Origin of the sequence: Radicibacter daui (assembly GCA_030657355.1) — a bacterium.
GTDB lineage: Bacteria > Pseudomonadota > Alphaproteobacteria > Radicibacterales > Radicibacteraceae > Radicibacter > Radicibacter daui.
The window spans coordinates 1,171,676-1,188,418 of the sequence record CP131056.1 but is presented as its reverse complement, the minus strand read 5'-3'; the positions used below and the strand labels follow the sequence as shown (position 1 = coordinate 1,188,418).

General features: G+C 64.1%; 15 protein-coding genes. All 15 read right to left on the bottom strand.

All coding sequences use genetic code 11. From position 1 onward, the window contains the following. Positions 1-180 precede the first annotated feature (180 nt). The gene (locus tag QTL98_RS05615; protein ID WP_445681244.1) at positions 181-735 is read right to left on the bottom strand and encodes a DUF1543 domain-containing protein; all 555 of its coding nucleotides are present in this window, start codon (positions 733-735) and stop codon (positions 181-183) included. Positions 736-780: 45 nt separating this feature from the next. After that, positions 781-1,188, bottom strand: a complete 408-nt coding sequence (gene msrB / locus QTL98_RS05610; RefSeq protein WP_445681243.1) for a peptide-methionine (R)-S-oxide reductase MsrB — start codon at positions 1,186-1,188, stop codon at positions 781-783. 150 nt (positions 1,189-1,338) lie between these two features. Then, positions 1,339-1,728 (bottom strand): DUF4280 domain-containing protein, encoded by a 390-nt coding sequence (locus tag QTL98_RS05605; protein ID WP_445681242.1) that lies wholly within the window; start codon positions 1,726-1,728, stop codon positions 1,339-1,341. 62 nt (positions 1,729-1,790) lie between these two features. Next, complete coding sequence (tssE, locus tag QTL98_RS05600) at positions 1,791-2,333, bottom strand: type VI secretion system baseplate subunit TssE (protein WP_445681241.1); 543 nt, start codon at positions 2,331-2,333, stop codon at positions 1,791-1,793. Between the two features lie 35 nt (positions 2,334-2,368). Beyond that, on the bottom strand, positions 2,369-4,009 hold the full coding sequence (locus QTL98_RS05595) for a helix-turn-helix domain-containing protein (protein WP_445681240.1): 1,641 nt from the start codon (positions 4,007-4,009) through the stop codon (positions 2,369-2,371). Beyond that, positions 4,006-4,164 carry a hypothetical protein gene (locus tag QTL98_RS05590; RefSeq protein WP_445681239.1) on the bottom strand — a complete coding sequence of 53 codons (159 nt, stop codon included), beginning with the start codon at positions 4,162-4,164 and terminating at the stop codon, positions 4,006-4,008. Before QTL98_RS05590 ends, QTL98_RS05595 begins: the two co-directional genes overlap by 4 nt. 11 nt (positions 4,165-4,175) lie before the next feature. Further along, the gene (locus QTL98_RS05585) at positions 4,176-4,892 is read right to left on the bottom strand and encodes a toxin-antitoxin system YwqK family antitoxin (protein WP_445681238.1); all 717 of its coding nucleotides are present in this window, start codon (positions 4,890-4,892) and stop codon (positions 4,176-4,178) included. A 70-nt stretch (positions 4,893-4,962) separates the two neighbouring features. Then, complete coding sequence (locus QTL98_RS05580) at positions 4,963-6,987, bottom strand: type VI secretion system Vgr family protein (RefSeq protein WP_445681237.1); 2,025 nt, start codon at positions 6,985-6,987, stop codon at positions 4,963-4,965. 42 nt (positions 6,988-7,029) lie between these two features. Then, complete coding sequence (gene tssH, locus QTL98_RS05575) at positions 7,030-9,693, bottom strand: type VI secretion system ATPase TssH (RefSeq protein ID WP_445681236.1); 2,664 nt, start codon at positions 9,691-9,693, stop codon at positions 7,030-7,032. Then, positions 9,690-10,775 carry a type VI secretion system baseplate subunit TssG gene (gene tssG / locus QTL98_RS05570; RefSeq protein ID WP_445681235.1) on the bottom strand — a complete coding sequence of 362 codons (1,086 nt, stop codon included), beginning with the start codon at positions 10,773-10,775 and terminating at the stop codon, positions 9,690-9,692. Before tssG ends, tssH begins: the two co-directional genes overlap by 4 nt. Beyond that, positions 10,739-12,544 carry a type VI secretion system baseplate subunit TssF gene (gene tssF / locus QTL98_RS05565; RefSeq protein WP_445681234.1) on the bottom strand — a complete coding sequence of 602 codons (1,806 nt, stop codon included), beginning with the start codon at positions 12,542-12,544 and terminating at the stop codon, positions 10,739-10,741. The genes tssG and tssF overlap by 37 nt, the downstream gene beginning before the upstream one ends. An 87-nt stretch (positions 12,545-12,631) precedes the next feature. Beyond that, positions 12,632-13,126: a type VI secretion system tube protein Hcp gene (locus QTL98_RS05560; RefSeq protein ID WP_445681233.1), complete on the bottom strand. Its 495-nt coding sequence runs from the start codon at positions 13,124-13,126 to the stop codon at positions 12,632-12,634. Between the two features lie 96 nt (positions 13,127-13,222). Continuing rightward, on the bottom strand, positions 13,223-14,641 hold the full coding sequence (tssC, locus tag QTL98_RS05555) for a type VI secretion system contractile sheath large subunit (protein ID WP_510637549.1): 1,419 nt from the start codon (positions 14,639-14,641) through the stop codon (positions 13,223-13,225). A 98-nt stretch (positions 14,642-14,739) separates the two neighbouring features. Continuing rightward, entirely contained in the window at positions 14,740-15,270 is a 531-nt protein-coding gene (gene tssB / locus QTL98_RS05550; RefSeq protein WP_445681231.1) for a type VI secretion system contractile sheath small subunit, read from the bottom strand. A 167-nt stretch (positions 15,271-15,437) separates the two neighbouring features. Beyond that, on the bottom strand, positions 15,438-16,739 hold the full coding sequence (gene tssA, locus QTL98_RS05545; protein WP_445681230.1) for a type VI secretion system protein TssA: 1,302 nt from the start codon (positions 16,737-16,739) through the stop codon (positions 15,438-15,440). Positions 16,740-16,743: the final 4 nt, after the last annotated feature.

The window sequence follows — 16,743 nt, the reverse complement described above, 5'->3', positions numbered from 1 at the left end:
GCCCGTCTTGCGTTAGACCTTAGAGTGAAGTGTTTCAGGTTCACTTCACGTTAACAAGAACGCATGACAGTTTTTATCAGCCGCCTTCGGTGCTGCATAAAAGTAGCGGCGTATATTTTCCTAAAATTAGTATCAATTTACTGCAAATCGATGCGTCTGCCGGGGCCGTGCCGCCGCCTGTTATCCAATCGGCAAGTAGGTGCAGATGAACTCGAACGGCTTTTCAGCGCTTGCCGGGGTGAGGTGGAGGCGCCGGCCACTGGCAGCGGCGGCGGCGGCGCTGACATCCACCAGCCCCTCGACCTCATAGAGGTTGTCCTTGTGGGGCAGCATCCACCCCTTGATGAGTTCCACGGCCTTGCGTTTTGCCGTTGCCTCGTCGGCAGCCACGAGCAACACGTTGCGGTGCAGTTCGGCAAATTCACGCGGGTCGTACCCGCCAAGATTGACGAAGAAGAGACGAGGGCCGCCGGGCGTCTCGTCCTGCTTCGTGCCGGCGCTTTCCGCCCCGGCCTCTTCTGCCCCGGCCTTTTCTGCCAGCGTTACGTCGTAACCATCGGCCTGCTCCACCGCGCCCCAGCAATCCAGATGCAGGCTGGAAGGATTGCCCCACCACTGGCGACGCAGATCGTCATGGCAGGCCTCCGCCGTCTCCCCGACCGAGAAACGGACATCGTGCAACTCGACGTTGGAGTTCAGGAAGCTGCCGCCGACATAGAACATGAAAAGTTTCATCAAGACCCCATCGACAGCCGAAGGCGGCGGCAGGACGCCCCGGTTTCAGCGCGGCTCGAAGTTGAGCGCTACACCATTGATGCAATAGCGCAAACCGGACGGCGGCGGACCATCATTGAAGACATGGCCGAGATGGGAGCCGCAATTTGCGCAATGCACCTCGATACGCACCATGCCGAACTTGCGGTCGATCTCGGTTTCGACCGAGCCTTCGACGGGGTCATTGAAGCTCGGCCAGCCGGTGCCGCTTTCAAATTTGAGCGTCGATTCAAACAGCGGCTGGTCGCAGCCCGCGCAGCAGAAACGGCCCGGCCGCTTTTCGTGCAGCAGGGCGCAGCTGCCCGGCCGTTCGGTGCCGTGGCGGCGCATGACATTGTACTGCTCTGCTGTCAGCAGACGGCGCCATTCTTCATCGGTGCGGGTGACGGGATAGATTTTGTTCAGCGCGTCCATGGCGGGATTTCCTGAAGAAACGGGGTTTTGCAGCACAGGTGACGAGATGGGAAGAACACCCGCCGGTTAAAAGGCCGGGGCGCGGATACGCGGCGTCACATGTTCGTGAGGGAGCGCAGACAGGCACGACCACAGGAGATCAAAGGCCCCTCAGGGGACCTGAACAGTGACCTGGCCGGCGAAATTGACCTTGATGACTCCACCCCAGTTGCACATCAGCTGCGAGCTGTCGTTCAGGATGGGCATGTTGGCGAGCAGCACGGTCGGGGCGCCGACGATCCAGGGCGCGGTGGTCATGGGAATGCAGGGCATGGGGGTGAGCACCCCGAGCGCTGCCGCCGTGGCAGCCGCGACCATCGGGTTGGCAAGGCTCTGGCACATGCCGAAGGGCATGACATTCATCATGGGCTTGTTATCCATGATGTTGGCGGCCGGCATATTGACGGTCATGCACATATTGGCCGGCAGCACCATGAGCGAGGATGGCGCAACACCGAAGGAGCACTGGGTTACCGCCCCCATGCACACGCAATTGCCCATCGCCTCCTCCTTTCTTCCTCACCGGGGGACGCAGCGGCGCCCCCTGCCCTTTCAGGCCACGCTCAGTCACGGCCGCCATTGCGGGCGGCGTCCAGCATGCTGCGCTTCAGCGTGCCGCCGATGCGCAGGCCCGAAGCCACGGAAAATTGCACCGGCTCCATCGCCCGGCCGAGCCGGACATTGCCGGTAATCTCGATGTTCGCCTGATCCCCGGCGGCCCGCAGTGAAACAGTTACCGCCGGCTCTTCCAGCCGGGGCTCAAATTTACGGATGGCATCGGCAATGAGCTGCTCGATCTGCCGGCGTTCGATGTGGTTGCGGATGCACAGATGCGTAAGGTCCGGCACCCCGTAGCGCAGCACCGTGACATCGCGCGGAACCGGTTGCCCCATACCGGCATCGTCCGGCGCGGGCATGGCATCCCGCGCTTCCGGCCAGGGCAGGCGCGTATCGAGAATGCGCGCCAGCTCCCGCCGGATCGAAGCGATAACCGCATCGGCGGTCTGGAAACGCAAATCCTGATCATCCTCGCCCGTGGTGGGAGAAAGATCGGTCAGCATCTCCAGGAGCGGCGCCTTGCGCCCGGTCAGCGATTTAGGCTGCATCGCCGGCTTTCTTCTTCCACATCAGGCCGCCTCCCTCATTTCGAGGGTTTTTCGGCAAAGGGATCGTCGTCGTCATCCGTTGCAAAGGGGTCGTCATCCCCGTCGCTGGCGGCGAAGGGATCTTCGTCCGTGCTGCTGGCAAAAGGATCCTCATCGTCCGACGAGGCGAACGGATCGTCCTCATCGGCTTTGGCGGATTTTTCCTCGCTGCTGTCCGCGAACGGGTCCTCGTCATCATCGCTGGTAGCGAAAGGATCTTCGTCGTCCGCTTTGGCGGACTTCCCGTCGCTGCTCTCGGCAAACGGATCCTCGTCATCATCACCGGCCGCGAAAGGATCGTCATCCTCCGCCCTGGCAGACTTCTCGTCGCCGCTCCCGGCAAACGGATCCTCGTCATCATCACCGGTCGCGAAAGGATCATCGTCGTCCGCCTTGGCAGACTTCTTGTCGCTGCTCTCGGCAAACGGATCCTCATCGTCATCGCTGGTGGCGAAAGGATCATCGTCATCCGCCTTGGCAGACTTCCCGTCGCTGCTCTCGGCAAACGGATCCTCATCGTCATCGCCGCTGGCGAAGGGATCATCGCCATCCGCCTTGGCGGACTTCCCGTCGCTGCTGTCAGCAAACGGATCCTCATCGTCGTCGCTGGCGAAAGGATCGTCGTCTTCCGCCTTGGCAGACTTCTCGTCGCTGCTATCGGCAAACGGATCCTCGTCATCATCGCCGCTGGCGAAAGGATCATCGTCATCCGACTTGGCAGACTTCCCGTCGCTGCTGTCAGCAAACGGATCCTCATCGTCATCGCCGCTGGCGAAAGGATCGTCATCCGCACTGGCGGATTTCTTGTCGCCACCGTCCGCAAACGGATCCTCGTCATCATCGCCGCTGGCAAAGGGATCATCGTCGCCGGAGGAGGAGCCGAAGGGATCGTCATCTTCCTCGTCGCCGCCACCGAACGGATCATCCTCCTCGTCCGCCGGCTTGCTGGCGATGCGGGCCGAAGCCGGTGCGGCAATGGCACCGCCGCCGGCCGCGACATCCGCCTTTATCTTTTCCAGCTGCTGGCGGACATGATCCTTCAGCGATTCGAGTTCGCCGCGCAGCTCATTGGCCAGATCATCGAACTTGCTATCGAAGCGCTGGATCGCCGCCTCGAAGGATTTACGGGTGAGGTGGATGGCATCGCGCTCGCGCGCCATGTCCTTGACCGCCTCTGCCTGTTCGGCCAGCAGTTCCTTGCGGCTGGAATTGAACTCCTCCGCCATGTCGCGCGCATATTTCTCGAAGGAGGAGAACTGCAGCTGCAACACTTCGAGACGATGAGAAACCTCGCTGGTTTCAACCACATCCTGCGGCGGGGCGAGCGCGGCAATAGCCGCCTGGCGGGCGACCACCTCGCTGGCCGGAACCACATCGCGCGGGTCTGCCCTGAAGGGTTTGGGCTTCGGCGCCGTGGGCACGGGCGATGAGGTATCGCCCGACAGCCAGCGCGAAATGGTGATGTAGGGAATGCTCAGCGTTTCGGCGATGCGGCGATAGCTGTAGCCGGCGCGGCGCAGACGCGTGGCCGCACGCTCGGCATCCGCCTCGCGCTTGTTCTTGGCCGGCTCCCGAACCGACTGCGGCACATCGGACGCATCGGCCACCGGCGACGAGACGACGATCGTTTCGCTCATGCCGCCCCCGGGAATTCAGTACCGGCTGTCTGCATGTCCTTGCGCACGCTTCTGGCCCCCCGACCAACAACAGCCCCTGTCTCAGGAGAGTAGCCGCACGCGCCCGGATGCGCCAAGAGCGCCAGCTGATTTTTCTGCACCGGAAGGTTCTTCATCGCGCCCTCCCTCATGCCGCCGGCGGCGGTTCGACCACCGCCGTGACCTTGCCGTCGGGAGCGAAGGTCTTGAGCGGGGCCACCAGCAGCCCCATGCGGTAGGTGCCCTGCTGCATCAGCTCGCCGGTCGGATAATACCGCCGCAAATCGCCATCCTGCAGGCCGGACTTGAAGGCGGATTTCTCGAACACCTTGCCGGTATCGAAATAGATCGTCTGCGGCCCTTCCTGAAAATCGGCGACGAAGGCCGCCTCGCGCATCACCCGGCCCTGCGGGTCGAAATAAAGCGCGGTGCCGTGCAGCTTGCCCAGCCGGTAGGGCAGCTTTGCCGCTGGTGCACCGGCAGGCGTAAAGAACTGGCTCTCGCCATCCAGCACGCCCTGGCGATAGGAAAGCCGGGCGGTGACGATGCCGTTATTGTAGTTGGTGGTAAGGCCGTGGCGCAGGCCGCGATCATAGAAGGCCACCTCCGCCAGCTGGCCGGCATCGTCATAACGCCGCGCCTCGCCCTGCATCTGGCCATCGACGATGTGGGTGCGCTGCACGACCCTGCCATTCGCGCCCCATTCCTGGGTCTCGCCTTCCGGCACGCCGTTCACGATCCGTCCGCGAAAGACGATGCGGCCCTGATCGTCGAGGGTGTCGAACTCCCCGCCGTCAGCAGGCCCCGCGCCGGGCGCCGCCTGGGCCCCGCCTTCCGCCTGATCTGCTGTTGCCGCGTCTACCATAATTCCTGCCCTGTCCCCGTTCTCTTCTTCTGCGTTTGCCCGGAAGTTCCGGGCACCCTTTCGGCTGGCCTCAGTTGATCTTGACCATGCCGCCCTTGATCGTCGTCATCGCGCTGCCATTCACCTCCACCGTGGTGGAGCCCTTGACCGTGGCGGAGAGGCCTTCGGCCTGCAGCGCCATGGCAGCCTTGAGGGTGAGCCCCATGCCGGCCTCGACCTTGGCGTCGGTGCCGGATTTGACGCCCAGCGTGGTGCCGGACTTGATGGTGTAGGCGGTGCCCGACTCCTCATCCAGCGTGGTGGAGGCCTTGATCTTCACCCCTGCCGAACTGGATTCAAAGCTGAGCGACTTACCCTTGAGGCTGACATCGCCGGTTACCTCAATGGTCAGGTTGCCATCGATGGTGAGCTTGTAGTCCTTCGAGACGGTGTGCTCGAAATTATCCTCGTTCTTGTGGGTTTCCTTGCCCTTGACCGAGACGTCGCGGGTGCCCTTCTCGACCTTGTAGGTCTCGTTACCTTCCGAGACCGTCAGCTTGTGATCGTTCTTCACCGTGGTGGAATGATCATGATCGATGGTCTCGGTCAGGTCGTTCACCACCTCGACCTTCATGTCCTTCTGGGCGTGGATATAGACCTCTTCGCTGTCGGCCTTGTCCTCGAACCTGATCTCGTTGAACTTGCCGGTGCCGTTCTTGGAGGTCTGGGTCTTGATGGTGCTGCGGGTGGAATTGTCCGGCAGCGCATAAGGCACCGTCTGCTCGGCATTATAGACCGCACCGGTCACGATGGGCTGGTCGGGGTCACCTTCCAGGAAGCTAACGATCACCTCCTGCCCGATGCGGGGCAGGAAGATGGCGCCAAAGCTCTTGCCGGCCCAGCCCTGCGACACGCGGATCCAGCAGGAGGAGCTGTCGTCGCTCTTGCCAAGGCGGTCCCAGTGGAACTGCACCTTGATGCGACCGTACTTGTCGGCCCAGATCTCCTCCCCGCTTTTACCGACCACAATGGCTGTCTGCGAGGAATGGATGCGTGGACGCTCGGCAGTGAGCGGCGGGTTGAAGGTTTTTGACGATGGAAACGCCTCGAAATTCACCGTATAGGCCGCGCGGTTGGCCTTGATGCGCAGGCGCCAGGCGATGAAATCGCCATTCATGCTGGTGCGGGGATGCGAGGCGATGTTGAACTTGGCGCCGGCAGTGAGCGAGCGCAGATGGCCGGTGCCGCGCACCAGTTCGCCCGGCACGGCGGCAGCCTGCATCAGGATCTTGGCGTACTTCTCGCCATCGGCGCTCTTGGTATAGCGCCCGGTATAGGCATGGCGCCCGCCAATGCCCTTGGTGCCATCGGCCTTGGTGTAGAGATCGGTCGACGGGGTTTCGAAATTGAAACTGTCGAGCCCCATGGTCTTGGTGGTAACCGCGTTGACGTAACGCAGCGCCGTGACGGCATCATCCTCGTTATCGAAGGCATGCGTCGGGCGGTAGGTGAATTTGTTGACAGTTGCCGCATCGGTAAAGGCGCTGGAGCCATCGCCCAGCACCATCTCGCATTTAGAGCTGGTGTGGGAGAAGAAGTAGAAGATGCCTTCTTCCTCCAGCAGGCGGCAGATGAAGTTGAAGTCGCTCTCGCCATACTGCACGCAATATTCGCGCGCGGTGTAGGTGCCGGAGAGCGACTTCTTGATGAAGGCGTAACCGGCATCCGAGCAGACCGCCTCGACAATTTCCGGCACCGTCTTCTGCTGGTAGATGCGGTTGTCGCCGGAGAGCTGCAGCAGCCAGAACCAGGCGCGCAGATCGGCCTCGTAGGTGGCAAGCCCCTCATCCTCATCGTAATGCGAGAGCTCGAAGCGGGTGATGACGCCGGTGATGTAGCGGCTCGTGGCCTTGAGACCGACACCGATGGTGATGGTGGCATCCTTGCCGACCACGCTGTCGAAGGCGAGGTTGGCATCGGTAGAATCCATGGTCAGCTTGTAGTGGAAGAGGCCCGAGAGGCTCTCTTCCCCGCTGAATTCGCGCAGGATGAGCTTGTCCTTGCCCAGCGGTGTCGTGAGCGAGAAATATTGCGCGTCCTGGCTGAGATCGGTCATGACCGGCCCTCTTTACCTTCCTGGCCCAAATGCCACCCCGCCCTATTCAAGCGGCCGGCAGACGAGCGTGCCATCCCCTTCGGCATCGACCTGCATCTGCCCCACCTCGCCGCCTGCCGCCATGGCATCCAGCATGCGGGTGGCGAGCTGCGGGATGACGGAGAGGTTGAGCACGTTATCCACCACACGCGCGCCGGTATCGGCCATCATGGCGCGGCGCAGGATTTCCTCGCGCGCCCGCTCGGTAAAGACCAGCGGCCGGTCGCCATTGCGGCCGGCAAAACGCCGGGCCACCCGCTCGCAGCGCATGTCGACGATGCGGCGTACCTGCTCCTCGCCCAGCGGCAGATAAGGCGCGGTAACGAGACGGCCGATAAAGGCGGTGCGGAAATGGCGCCTGAGCTCCGGCGAGACCTGCCGCACCAGCGCCTCCAGCCGCTCGGCCGGCGCCTCGATGCTGCGCGTGGCCGGGCCGGCGGCGGTCAGGATGTCCTCGGCGACATTGCTCGTCAGCAGGATAACGGTGTGGCGGAAATCGACCGCGACTCCCTCGCCATCCTCCAGATGCCCCTTGTCGAAGACCTGGTAGAACATGTCGAGCACGTCGGGATGGGCCTTCTCGACCTCATCCAGCAGCACCACCGAATAGGGGCGCTTGCGTACCGCCTCGGTCAGCACACCGCCGGAGCCGTAACCGACATAACCCGGCGGGGCACCGCGCAGGGTCGCGACGGAATGCGCCTCCTGAAACTCGGACATGTTAATGGTGATGAGGCTACCGGCGCCGCCATAGAGAATGTCGGCAAGGGCATGGGCGGTCTCGGTCTTGCCGACACCGCTTGGCCCGCACAGCAGGAATACGCCGACCGGGCGCTGCGGCTCGGCAAGGCCGGCATGGTAGGCGCGGATGGCGCTGGAGATGGCGGAAAGCGCCTGGCCCTGGCCGATGACACGCTCGCCAAGGCGATCTTCCAGCGTGCGGACGACGGCGGCGAGATCGCGCGAGAGCGAGCCGGTGGGGATGCCGGTCCACTCCGAGATGACATTGGCGACGGCGCGGTCATCCACGCACCAGGGCACCAGCACCTCTTCCTGCTGCAGGCCGTCAAGCTCCGCGCGCAGGGCCGGCAGGGCGCCATTGGCCTTTTCGTCCTTCAGCGCGCCGTCGAGCTTTTCAACCAGCGCCCTTTCCTCGCCCCAGCGGGTAACGAGGGCGGCGCGCTCGGCTTCGGCGGCTTCCTCATCCGCGGCAATGGCAGCAAGGCGGCGGGCGATCTCCGGGCCGGCGCCGGGCTCGCGCTCCAGCAGCTTGCGTTCGGCGGCCAGCAGATCGAGACGGTTTTCGGCATCGGCGAGCGCCGAGGGCGAGACGGTGCGGCCGATGGCAACGCGCGCACAGGCGGTATCGAGCACGCTGATCGCCTTGTCCGGCAACTGGCGCGCCGGCATGTAGCGGGCGGAAAGGGCAACGGCGGCCTCGATTGCGCCGGCCAGGACACGCACGCCGTGGTGCGCTTCCAGCTTGGGCACGAGGCCGCGCAGCATGGCCGCAGCGGCTGCCTCGTCCGGCTCATTGACCGGAATGGCCTGGAAACGGCGGGCAAGCGCCGGGTCCTTTTCAAAGTACTTCTTGTATTCGCTCCAGGTGGTGGCCGCGATGGTGCGGAAATCACCACGCGCCAGTGCCGGTTTCAGCAGGTTGGCGGCATCGTTCTGTCCGGCAGCACCGCCGGCGCCGATGAGGGTGTGCGCCTCGTCGATGAAGATGACGACGGGCACCGGCTGACGGCCCACCTCGGCGATGAGGTTCTTGAGCCGCTCCTCAAACTCGCCCTTCACCCCAGCGCCGGCCTGGAGGAGGCCGATATCAAGGGTGCGCACCACCATGCTTTTGAGCGCCGGCGGCACATCCCCGGCGGCAATGCGCAGGGCAAGGCCTTCCACCACCGCCGTCTTGCCCACGCCGGGCTCGCCGACAAGGATGGGGTTGTTCTGGCGCCGGCGCATCATCACGTCGATGAGCTGGCGGATTTCGCTGTCGCGGCCCGTTACCGGGTCCAGCTTGCCGGAGCGGGCAAGCTCTGTGAGATCAATGGTGAAGCGCTTGAGGGCATCCCCCTCACCCTCCGCCCCGGCCTGCGCGGGGGCAGCAGGCGCGCCGTTGGCACCGGCAGGTGCTGCCGGCGAGGCCTTGGTGGAGCGGCCGAGCAGGGGGCCCAGATCCTTGCGCGGATCGGCGGCGGCACGGACCATCTCCGGCAGCAGCTGCAGCGCCTCGCCCATCTGGATATTCTCCAGCACCGGCACGATCTCCAGCAGCAGGCCGCGCAGCGGGTCCCGCTCCAGCGGGGCGAGCAGCAGGGTGGAGAGAACGACGGTCGGGCTTTCCAGCCGCGCGGCGGAGGCGAGCAATGCCGCCTCCAGCATCTCCGGCACACGCGGCGAGAAGGCGGGCGTGCGGGCATTGCCGCGCTTGATGCGGCCGAGCGCGGTATCGAGCATCGCCTCGATCTCGCCGACGGTCACCTCGTAGCGGCCGAGCAGCGCCTTGACCACCGGGTCGCCGGCCTTGAAGAGGGCGGAGAGCAGATGTTCCGGCTCGACATCATAATGGGTGTGGGAGACGCAGAGGGCTGCCGCCTGCTCCAGCACCTTCTTGCTCGGCCGGTCGAGCTTGCCGATCAGGGTCTTGAGGTCGATGGTCATGATGGAACTCCCCCGCGCGCCCCAACCGGCGCTCCCATTCGTGCCACGAGGCGCACGCGCCCGTTGACGCTTTCACCGCCCCTGGTCGCCCGGCCGCCCACGGCGGAAAGCCAGCTCGTCCAGCCAAGGCGGCTGCCCTCCTTCGCCGACAGTTTCAGCGGCGGAATGGCCTTGCGGCCAAGACGCAGCTCCACCACCACATCCATCACCTCGCCGGCATAAAAGCGGCAAAGCGAGATGAGCGGCCGGAAATGGCGCCCGCTCGGCAGGAATTCCACATAGCGCTTCAGATCGTCGGTCCGGATCGAGACCACATAGGCGGCGTGCTGGTCCCAGATGCGCTGGCCAAGCAGCGCGCCTTCTCCCAGCTTGTTGGCACCGGTGCCATTGTCGCCGGAACGGCCGAGGCGGGTGAGCGAACCTTCCTCCAGCTCCTGCCAGCGGCCCCGGAAGCTCAGCACCTCGACATTGGCGGAAAAGATGCCTGCCAGCAGCGATTGCAGGCCGATGGCCGAGCGGCGCCGGTCCGCCAGCAACGCGGCATGGCCAAGCAGCGCCCGGTCCCCGATGCCATCCAGCCTTTTGGCGAGGCCCGGCGTGCCGATGCCGACCATGGCGCGCAGCACATCGGCCACCAGCGTGACATCCGGCGAGCGCGAGAGCAGCGGCTCGGTGGTGGTGCGCACGCGGTAGAACAGCGAGACGATGCGGTGATTGAAGATGTTGAAGAAGGCGCCCATCGCCGTGTCGCGGCGGGCGGAGCGCTCCACCAGCGTTTCGGTGAAGGCATAGGGGATGGGGCCGTTGACGCCGCCCATACCGATAACGGGCGTGCGCAGGACCGGCGGCTGCCCGTCCTCGCTGCGCTTCAGCGAAGAAACATCGCTGGGGGCGAAGGCAAGGCCCGGCTCCTGCTCCAGCCGCACCGCCTCGAACTCGGGATCTATGCCCTGGCCGATAGGCACAGCACCGCGATCGACGCGTTCAAGCAAGGAGATCGCCTGCAGCAGCTCATAACGATGCGGCCGGGCGAACAGATCCTCGATCAGAGAAGGTTTTGGTCGCCGGTGACGCTCGGCCATGTCCGCCACTCTCCCCCGCGTTGCATCGAGCGGAAGCTCAGCTGCACGAAGCTGTTGATGGATGCGTAAAGGCCCATGAAGCGGGACAGCACCTCCCCGAAGACCAGCGGACTGGCCCCGACGAAGCCCCGCTCGTCGATCTCCAGACTGACGTTGAGGCCGCGGCAGAAGCCGCGCCAGGCATCGCGCCCGACCCGCTGCACGATGGGCCGCACCGCCATGGAGCGCAGCGCCGCGACCTGCACGCGCGCCGCTGGATCATCCAGCGTGTGCAGCGTCAGGATCTCCTGCAACGCCTCCAGCGCATCGGGCCCGGTGGTGAGGCTCAGATGGTTGAGCGCCATCTGGCTGACGAGGCGCCAGGCCGTCTCGCCGGTGCCGGCGCGGTAGCGCGGCAGGGTGGGCTTGTAGAGCAGCATCGCCTGCCCGACCGGCGCGGCATCTTCCAGCGACAGCTCGGCCTTGGCCGGCACTTCCTCGGCAAGGCCGCGGTTGGTGCACAGCGTGGTGACCATCAGCGTTTCGGCCGCCGGGCGCGTGGGATCGAAATTGAGATCGACGAGCGAGAGCCAGGTATCGGTGCCGCCGCGGTCCGAGCGCATGCCCATCTCGCGGCTGGTCAGCCAGAACGCCTCCGGCTCCACGCCCGGTTCGGGCGACGCCATGGCATGGCGGGTGGAAAAGAGCGGCACGTAGGGCACGCGCGTGCCGTCATCATGGATGCCGGCAACATCCAGCACCGTGTGCACTTCGGTAATGCGGTCGCGCAGGGCGTCGGCCACCACCAGATAGCTGGAGCGGCGCTGGTCAAGCCGCACCGGCTCGGCAATGCGGCGGAAGAGATTGACCACCGGCACGCAGCCGGTGAGCAGCGTATCCGGGCGCATGCGAAGGCGCGCCGGCAGCGGCTGGGAAAGGCCGAGCTGGACCACGCTGCTCTTGCCCTTGAGCGCGCCCTCGGGCAGCAGCAGGTCCACGAACAGGAACTTCTGCGGGAAGATGAAATATTCCTGCAGCAGCCCGTAGGCCGGGTGGCTGTTGGGCGGCACCGGCAGCAGGTTTTCATTCAGCGCCAGACCTGCCGCCTCGATGATCGGCCGGCCCATCACCGAGGTGCTGCGCCCCTCTTCATTGATGAACAGCGCCTCGCGCACATGGCAGGTGAGCGCTTCATAGACCGCGGCGGCCACGCTCGATTCCGAATGGATGAAGAGGCGCAGGCGCCGCACGCCCAGCGTCTCCAGCGGATCGGCCAGCGCCTCAAGGCGCAGCTGGATGACGCTGGAGATATTGCCGCGGTCGGCAAAGGGCGTCTCGTCCGGCTCGACATGAACGGTCTGGGTGATTTCCAGCGGCCAGATGGTGAGATCGGAGGTGGTGGTGAAGCGGCAGCGCATATCCGGCCCGGCCATGGCGACAAGGCCGGTGCCACGCGGCAGCAGATGCCCGTCGGTCATCTTGCCGGCCTCGGCATCGGGCGTCAGCCGCGCAATGCCGCAGGCGGGGATAGGCGCAGAAAGATGGGGATAGAGGATGCCGAGCAGCGCATCGGTAAAGACCGGAAACTGCGCATCCAGATTGAGCTGCAGGCGCGAACTTAAAAACGCGAAGCTCTCGATCAGCCGCTCGACATGCGGGTCGCCCGCCTCGTCCGGTCCGAGAGCCAGGCGCTTGGCAACCTTGGGGTAGGCACGGGCAAAGCCCTCGCCGGCGCGGCGCAGGTACAGAAGCTCGCGCTCATAATGCGAGTAGAGATCTTCACGCCGCATGGTCGTCCCCTTGCGGGCGATGAAAAGAAACCCGACCGCGGCCCCCGGATGGGGGCCACGGCTGGTTTCTCGTCACGGCCTGACAGATCAGCTGGAGGCCAGCTTGCCGGACAGCGTGTCGAACTTGACCGACTTGGTACCGGTCTTGGACTGCTTGTCGTCATACATGCTGTAGGTCCAGCTGACGACAACGGCGTTGATTTCGATGTTCTCGGTCGTGTCGCCTTCGCTCACTTCCAGGCCGTATTTGGCCAGGATCGGCTTCTCCAGCTCCACGGTCAGGAACTCGGCCTGCATGTTCTCGTCTTCGCCCAGGCCCTTGAGGCAGTGGATCTTCCAGGCGTTGGTGTCGACGGCAGCGCGCAGGATGGACTTGATGAGGCCCGGGGAAGCGAGGTCCCACTTACGGGCGATCACGAAGTTGGAAATGGTCGGAACGTGCACCGTACGGCGGGCGTTCGAGGACATTTCAATTTCGATTTCCATGTCATGCGAGAGGCTCTCGCAGACGATCATCTTCTGAAACCCTTCCAGCTGGCATTCGCCTTCCACGCCGGGGATCTCGAGGATTACCTGTGCCATTTATTTGACTCCGCTATTCAACCGTTCCGGATCGCCGGTTCCCCGGCAGCCGCTGTTATGGCCGCTGCCGGGGGAGGCGCTGAAGTGTCGGGCGCTTTACTGGGCGCCGGCCGCCGGCAGTTCCGCCACGAGGCGGATGGAGGCGGACAGCTCTTCCAGCTGGAAGTGCGGACGCAGGAACACGTTGGCGCGATAGACGCCCGGACGGCCCGGGACGTCATAGACGTCAACACGGCCTTCACGCAGCGGGAAGCGGGCCTTGGTGCCCTGAGGGGCATCATCATCCAGCAGGATGTAGTTGGCCATCCAGGTGTTGAGGTAGCTCTCCACATTGCCGCGGGTCATGAACGAGCCGATCTTGTCGCGCATCATGACCTTGATGTAGTGGGCAAAGCGGCTGGCCGCGAGCACATAGGGCAACAGCGCCGAGACGCGCGAGTTCGCGTTGGCCTCGTTGGTGTTGTAGACCTTGGGCTTGTTGGCCGTCTGTCCACCGAAGAACGCCGCATAGTCCGTGTTCTTGCAGTGGACGAGCGAGATGAAGCCGAGGTCGCTCAGTTCCTTCTCGCGACGATCGGTGATGGCGATCTCGGTCGGGCACTTGAGCGCGATGTCGCCTTCGTCGGTCTTGAAGGTGTGGGTCGGCAGACCCTCGACCTTGCCACCGCCCTCGACACCGCGGATCGCGGCCATCCAGCCATATTTGGCGAACGCGTCGGTGATGCGGGCACCCAGCGCCCAGGCCGCGTTGCCCCAGAGGTAACGGCTGTGATCGGTGCCGTCGACATCCTCGATGAAGTTGACGCCTTCCACCGGAACGGTGTTGGGGCCATAGGGCAGACGCAGGAGAACGTGCGGCATGGCAAGGGCGACATAACGCGAGTCTTCGGACTCACGGAAGGACCGCCACTTGATGAGCTCGGCGCTCTCGAAGATCTTGGCGAGGTCACGCGGCTGGGCCAGCTCGGTGAAGCTCGACATGTCGAACAGCAGCGGGCTGGAAGCGGCGATGAACGGGGCATGGGCCGCAGCGGCGACGTTGGAGATCTTCTCCAGCAGTGCCACATCCTGCGGATGACGACCGAACTCATAGTCGCCGATCAGCAAACCGTACGGGGTGCCGCCGAGAGTGCCGTACTCTTCTTCGTACACTTTCTTGAAGAGGGCGCTCTGATCGAACTCCACCGCCTTTTCGAGATCCTTGAGGAGCTCGGACTTGGCGACGTTCATCACGCGCAGCTTGAGGCGCGTGCTGGTCTCGGTGTTCATGACGAGGTAGTTGAGGCCGCGCCAGGTGGATTCCAGCTTCTGGAATTCCGGGGCGTGGAGCACCTCGTTAAGCTGAACGCTGATCAGCTCGTCGATCTGGGCAACACGGGAATTGATAAGCTCGACGACATCGGCGCTGCTGGCTTCGCCAGTCTCTGCCAGCACCTGGTCGACGAACTCGGCGATAAGGTCGCGTGCATAGCCCCGCTGCGATTCGTCGCGGGCCATCTTGCCCTCGGACATCATACGGTCCAGCAGGGTCGCGCCTTCGGCACTCTGAACAGTGGTCTCAGTGCTCACGGTAGTCACCTTTCCTCAGAATGGGCGTCAACGATGCCGGGGCATCACTTCTCTTCGGCCGGGGCTTCTTCGCCGGCGGCGGAAGAGCCGAGCAGACCGCGCAGCTCATCCTGCTGCTCGGTGCTGGCGACGACGTCATTGAGAATGCTGCCCAGCTCGTCATTGCCATCGAGCTTGGCGAGCAGGTCGGTCAGGCGCTGGCGCGCTTCGAACAGACGGCTGAGGCTCGGCACCCGCTTGATCACGGAGACCGGGCTGAAATCGTCCATCTCGGAGAAGTTCAGCAGGACATTGAGCTTGCTGCCGTCATCCTGAAGGCGGTTCGGGACCTGATAGGCGATGCGCGGCGCGGAGGCGGCGAGCACGTCATTGAAGTTGTCGCGGTCAATCTCGACGAACTTGCGGTCCTTGACCTTGGGCAGCGGGTTTTCCGGCTTGCCGGAAAGATCCGCCATGATGCCCACCACGAGCGGCAGCTCCTTCATCTCGATCGCGCCGCCGGTGTGGACGTCGTAGGTGATCTGGACACGCGGCGGGCGCACCCGATCAAGCTTCTTCTGCGTGCTCTCGCTCATTCTCGAGCTCCCCAATTCAATGCGTGCAGGTTATTTGCACTGTTAGTGACCAGCCACGACTGGCGCCGACGAAATAAGCCACCATACCGATAGTGGAAATCTCATTAATGACGTATGAAAAAGCTCCCAAAATTACTGAATATCTTCAAGCGCATTCTCGTTTTGCGCTATTCCTCGAATAATCGGCCAGTCTTTCGGACGGCACTTCCGGCCGGCTTTCCAGACTCGTCAATCGCAAGAAATTCCATGATGGTGTCGGCATCCGCCCCGCGCGACATCAGCTCTGTCAGCACGGTGCGCAGGCTCGCCCCCTCCCAGGAGACGGCGCGCTTGACCATGAAGGGCACCGGGCTATGCGGCTCGTGGTCGATCAGCCAGTTGGCGGCGTGATCGAGCAGCCGGTAAGCCTCGCGGCGGGAAGAAATGGACGGCAGCTCAAAGACGCCGGACCGGCCAGCCGTACGGGCCGGAGTCGGTGCCGGCACCTCTTCATACGGTACAGCCTGCGCCGATTCGTCCATGGCAAAGGGATCGTCGTCTTCGCCACTGTCATCGCTATCCGCATCGGTCATGTCGTCCTCACCCTGCGACAGCGCAAAGGGATCGTCATCGTCATCCGTCTGCGCGTCAGCGGAGGCCGTCGAAGAGACAGTCTCGACCTCGATATCCCGGGCCGTGAGTACACCGGTCAGATAGGCGCCGATCTCGCCCAATGTGCGGCCGATGCTGGAAAGGCTCGGCGCATCCATGCCGGCAACGCCATCGAGAATGGAGATCAGCTCGGCGAGCTTTTGCCGGGCGAGCGCCAGATCCTCATGCAGGGAGACGAAGAACTCATCCGGCGTCTCGGCAATGATCGCCTCGATATCTTCCGGCGACAGCTCGCCTTCCGAAATCGCCTCGGCATAGGCGCGGGCATTGTTGGTGGCGAGTTGCACCAGTTGCCGGCCCTTGACGATGCGCTGGAAGTTGATGCCCTGCGGGGCCTCATCCGCCGTATCGGTGACGGCAACCTGCAGCAGCTCGATGGTCAGATGCCGGTCGGCCCAGAAGAACGGGGCAAGGCGCGATTCCATATCGTCGCCATCGAGCTTCGGCCACAACACCGGCCAGAACTCGCGGCAAAGCCGGCCCAGCAGGTCGCAGCCGGCGGCAAGGCCGCCGAAGCCCTGCAGGCGGATCATGGCCTGCAACAGCCAGACGGCGATCTGCAGGTCATGCGTGCGGGTGGAGAGCAGCGTGGCGCACTGGCGGGCAACCGCCTTCCAGTCCGCCTTCTTCGGCGCCGTCTTCCAGATGCCCTGATCGTCGTCGCTGTCCTCGCGCCGCATCTCCGCCAGTTCGTCGAACTCCGGCGTGTAGCGCATGTCGACGCCGGCGCCCTCACCCTCCGCCAGCGGCGCGAGGATACGCTCGGGCTTGATGCCGAGGGCGCGGTATATGGCGTCGAGGCGAGCTTGCGCGCTCATGGGA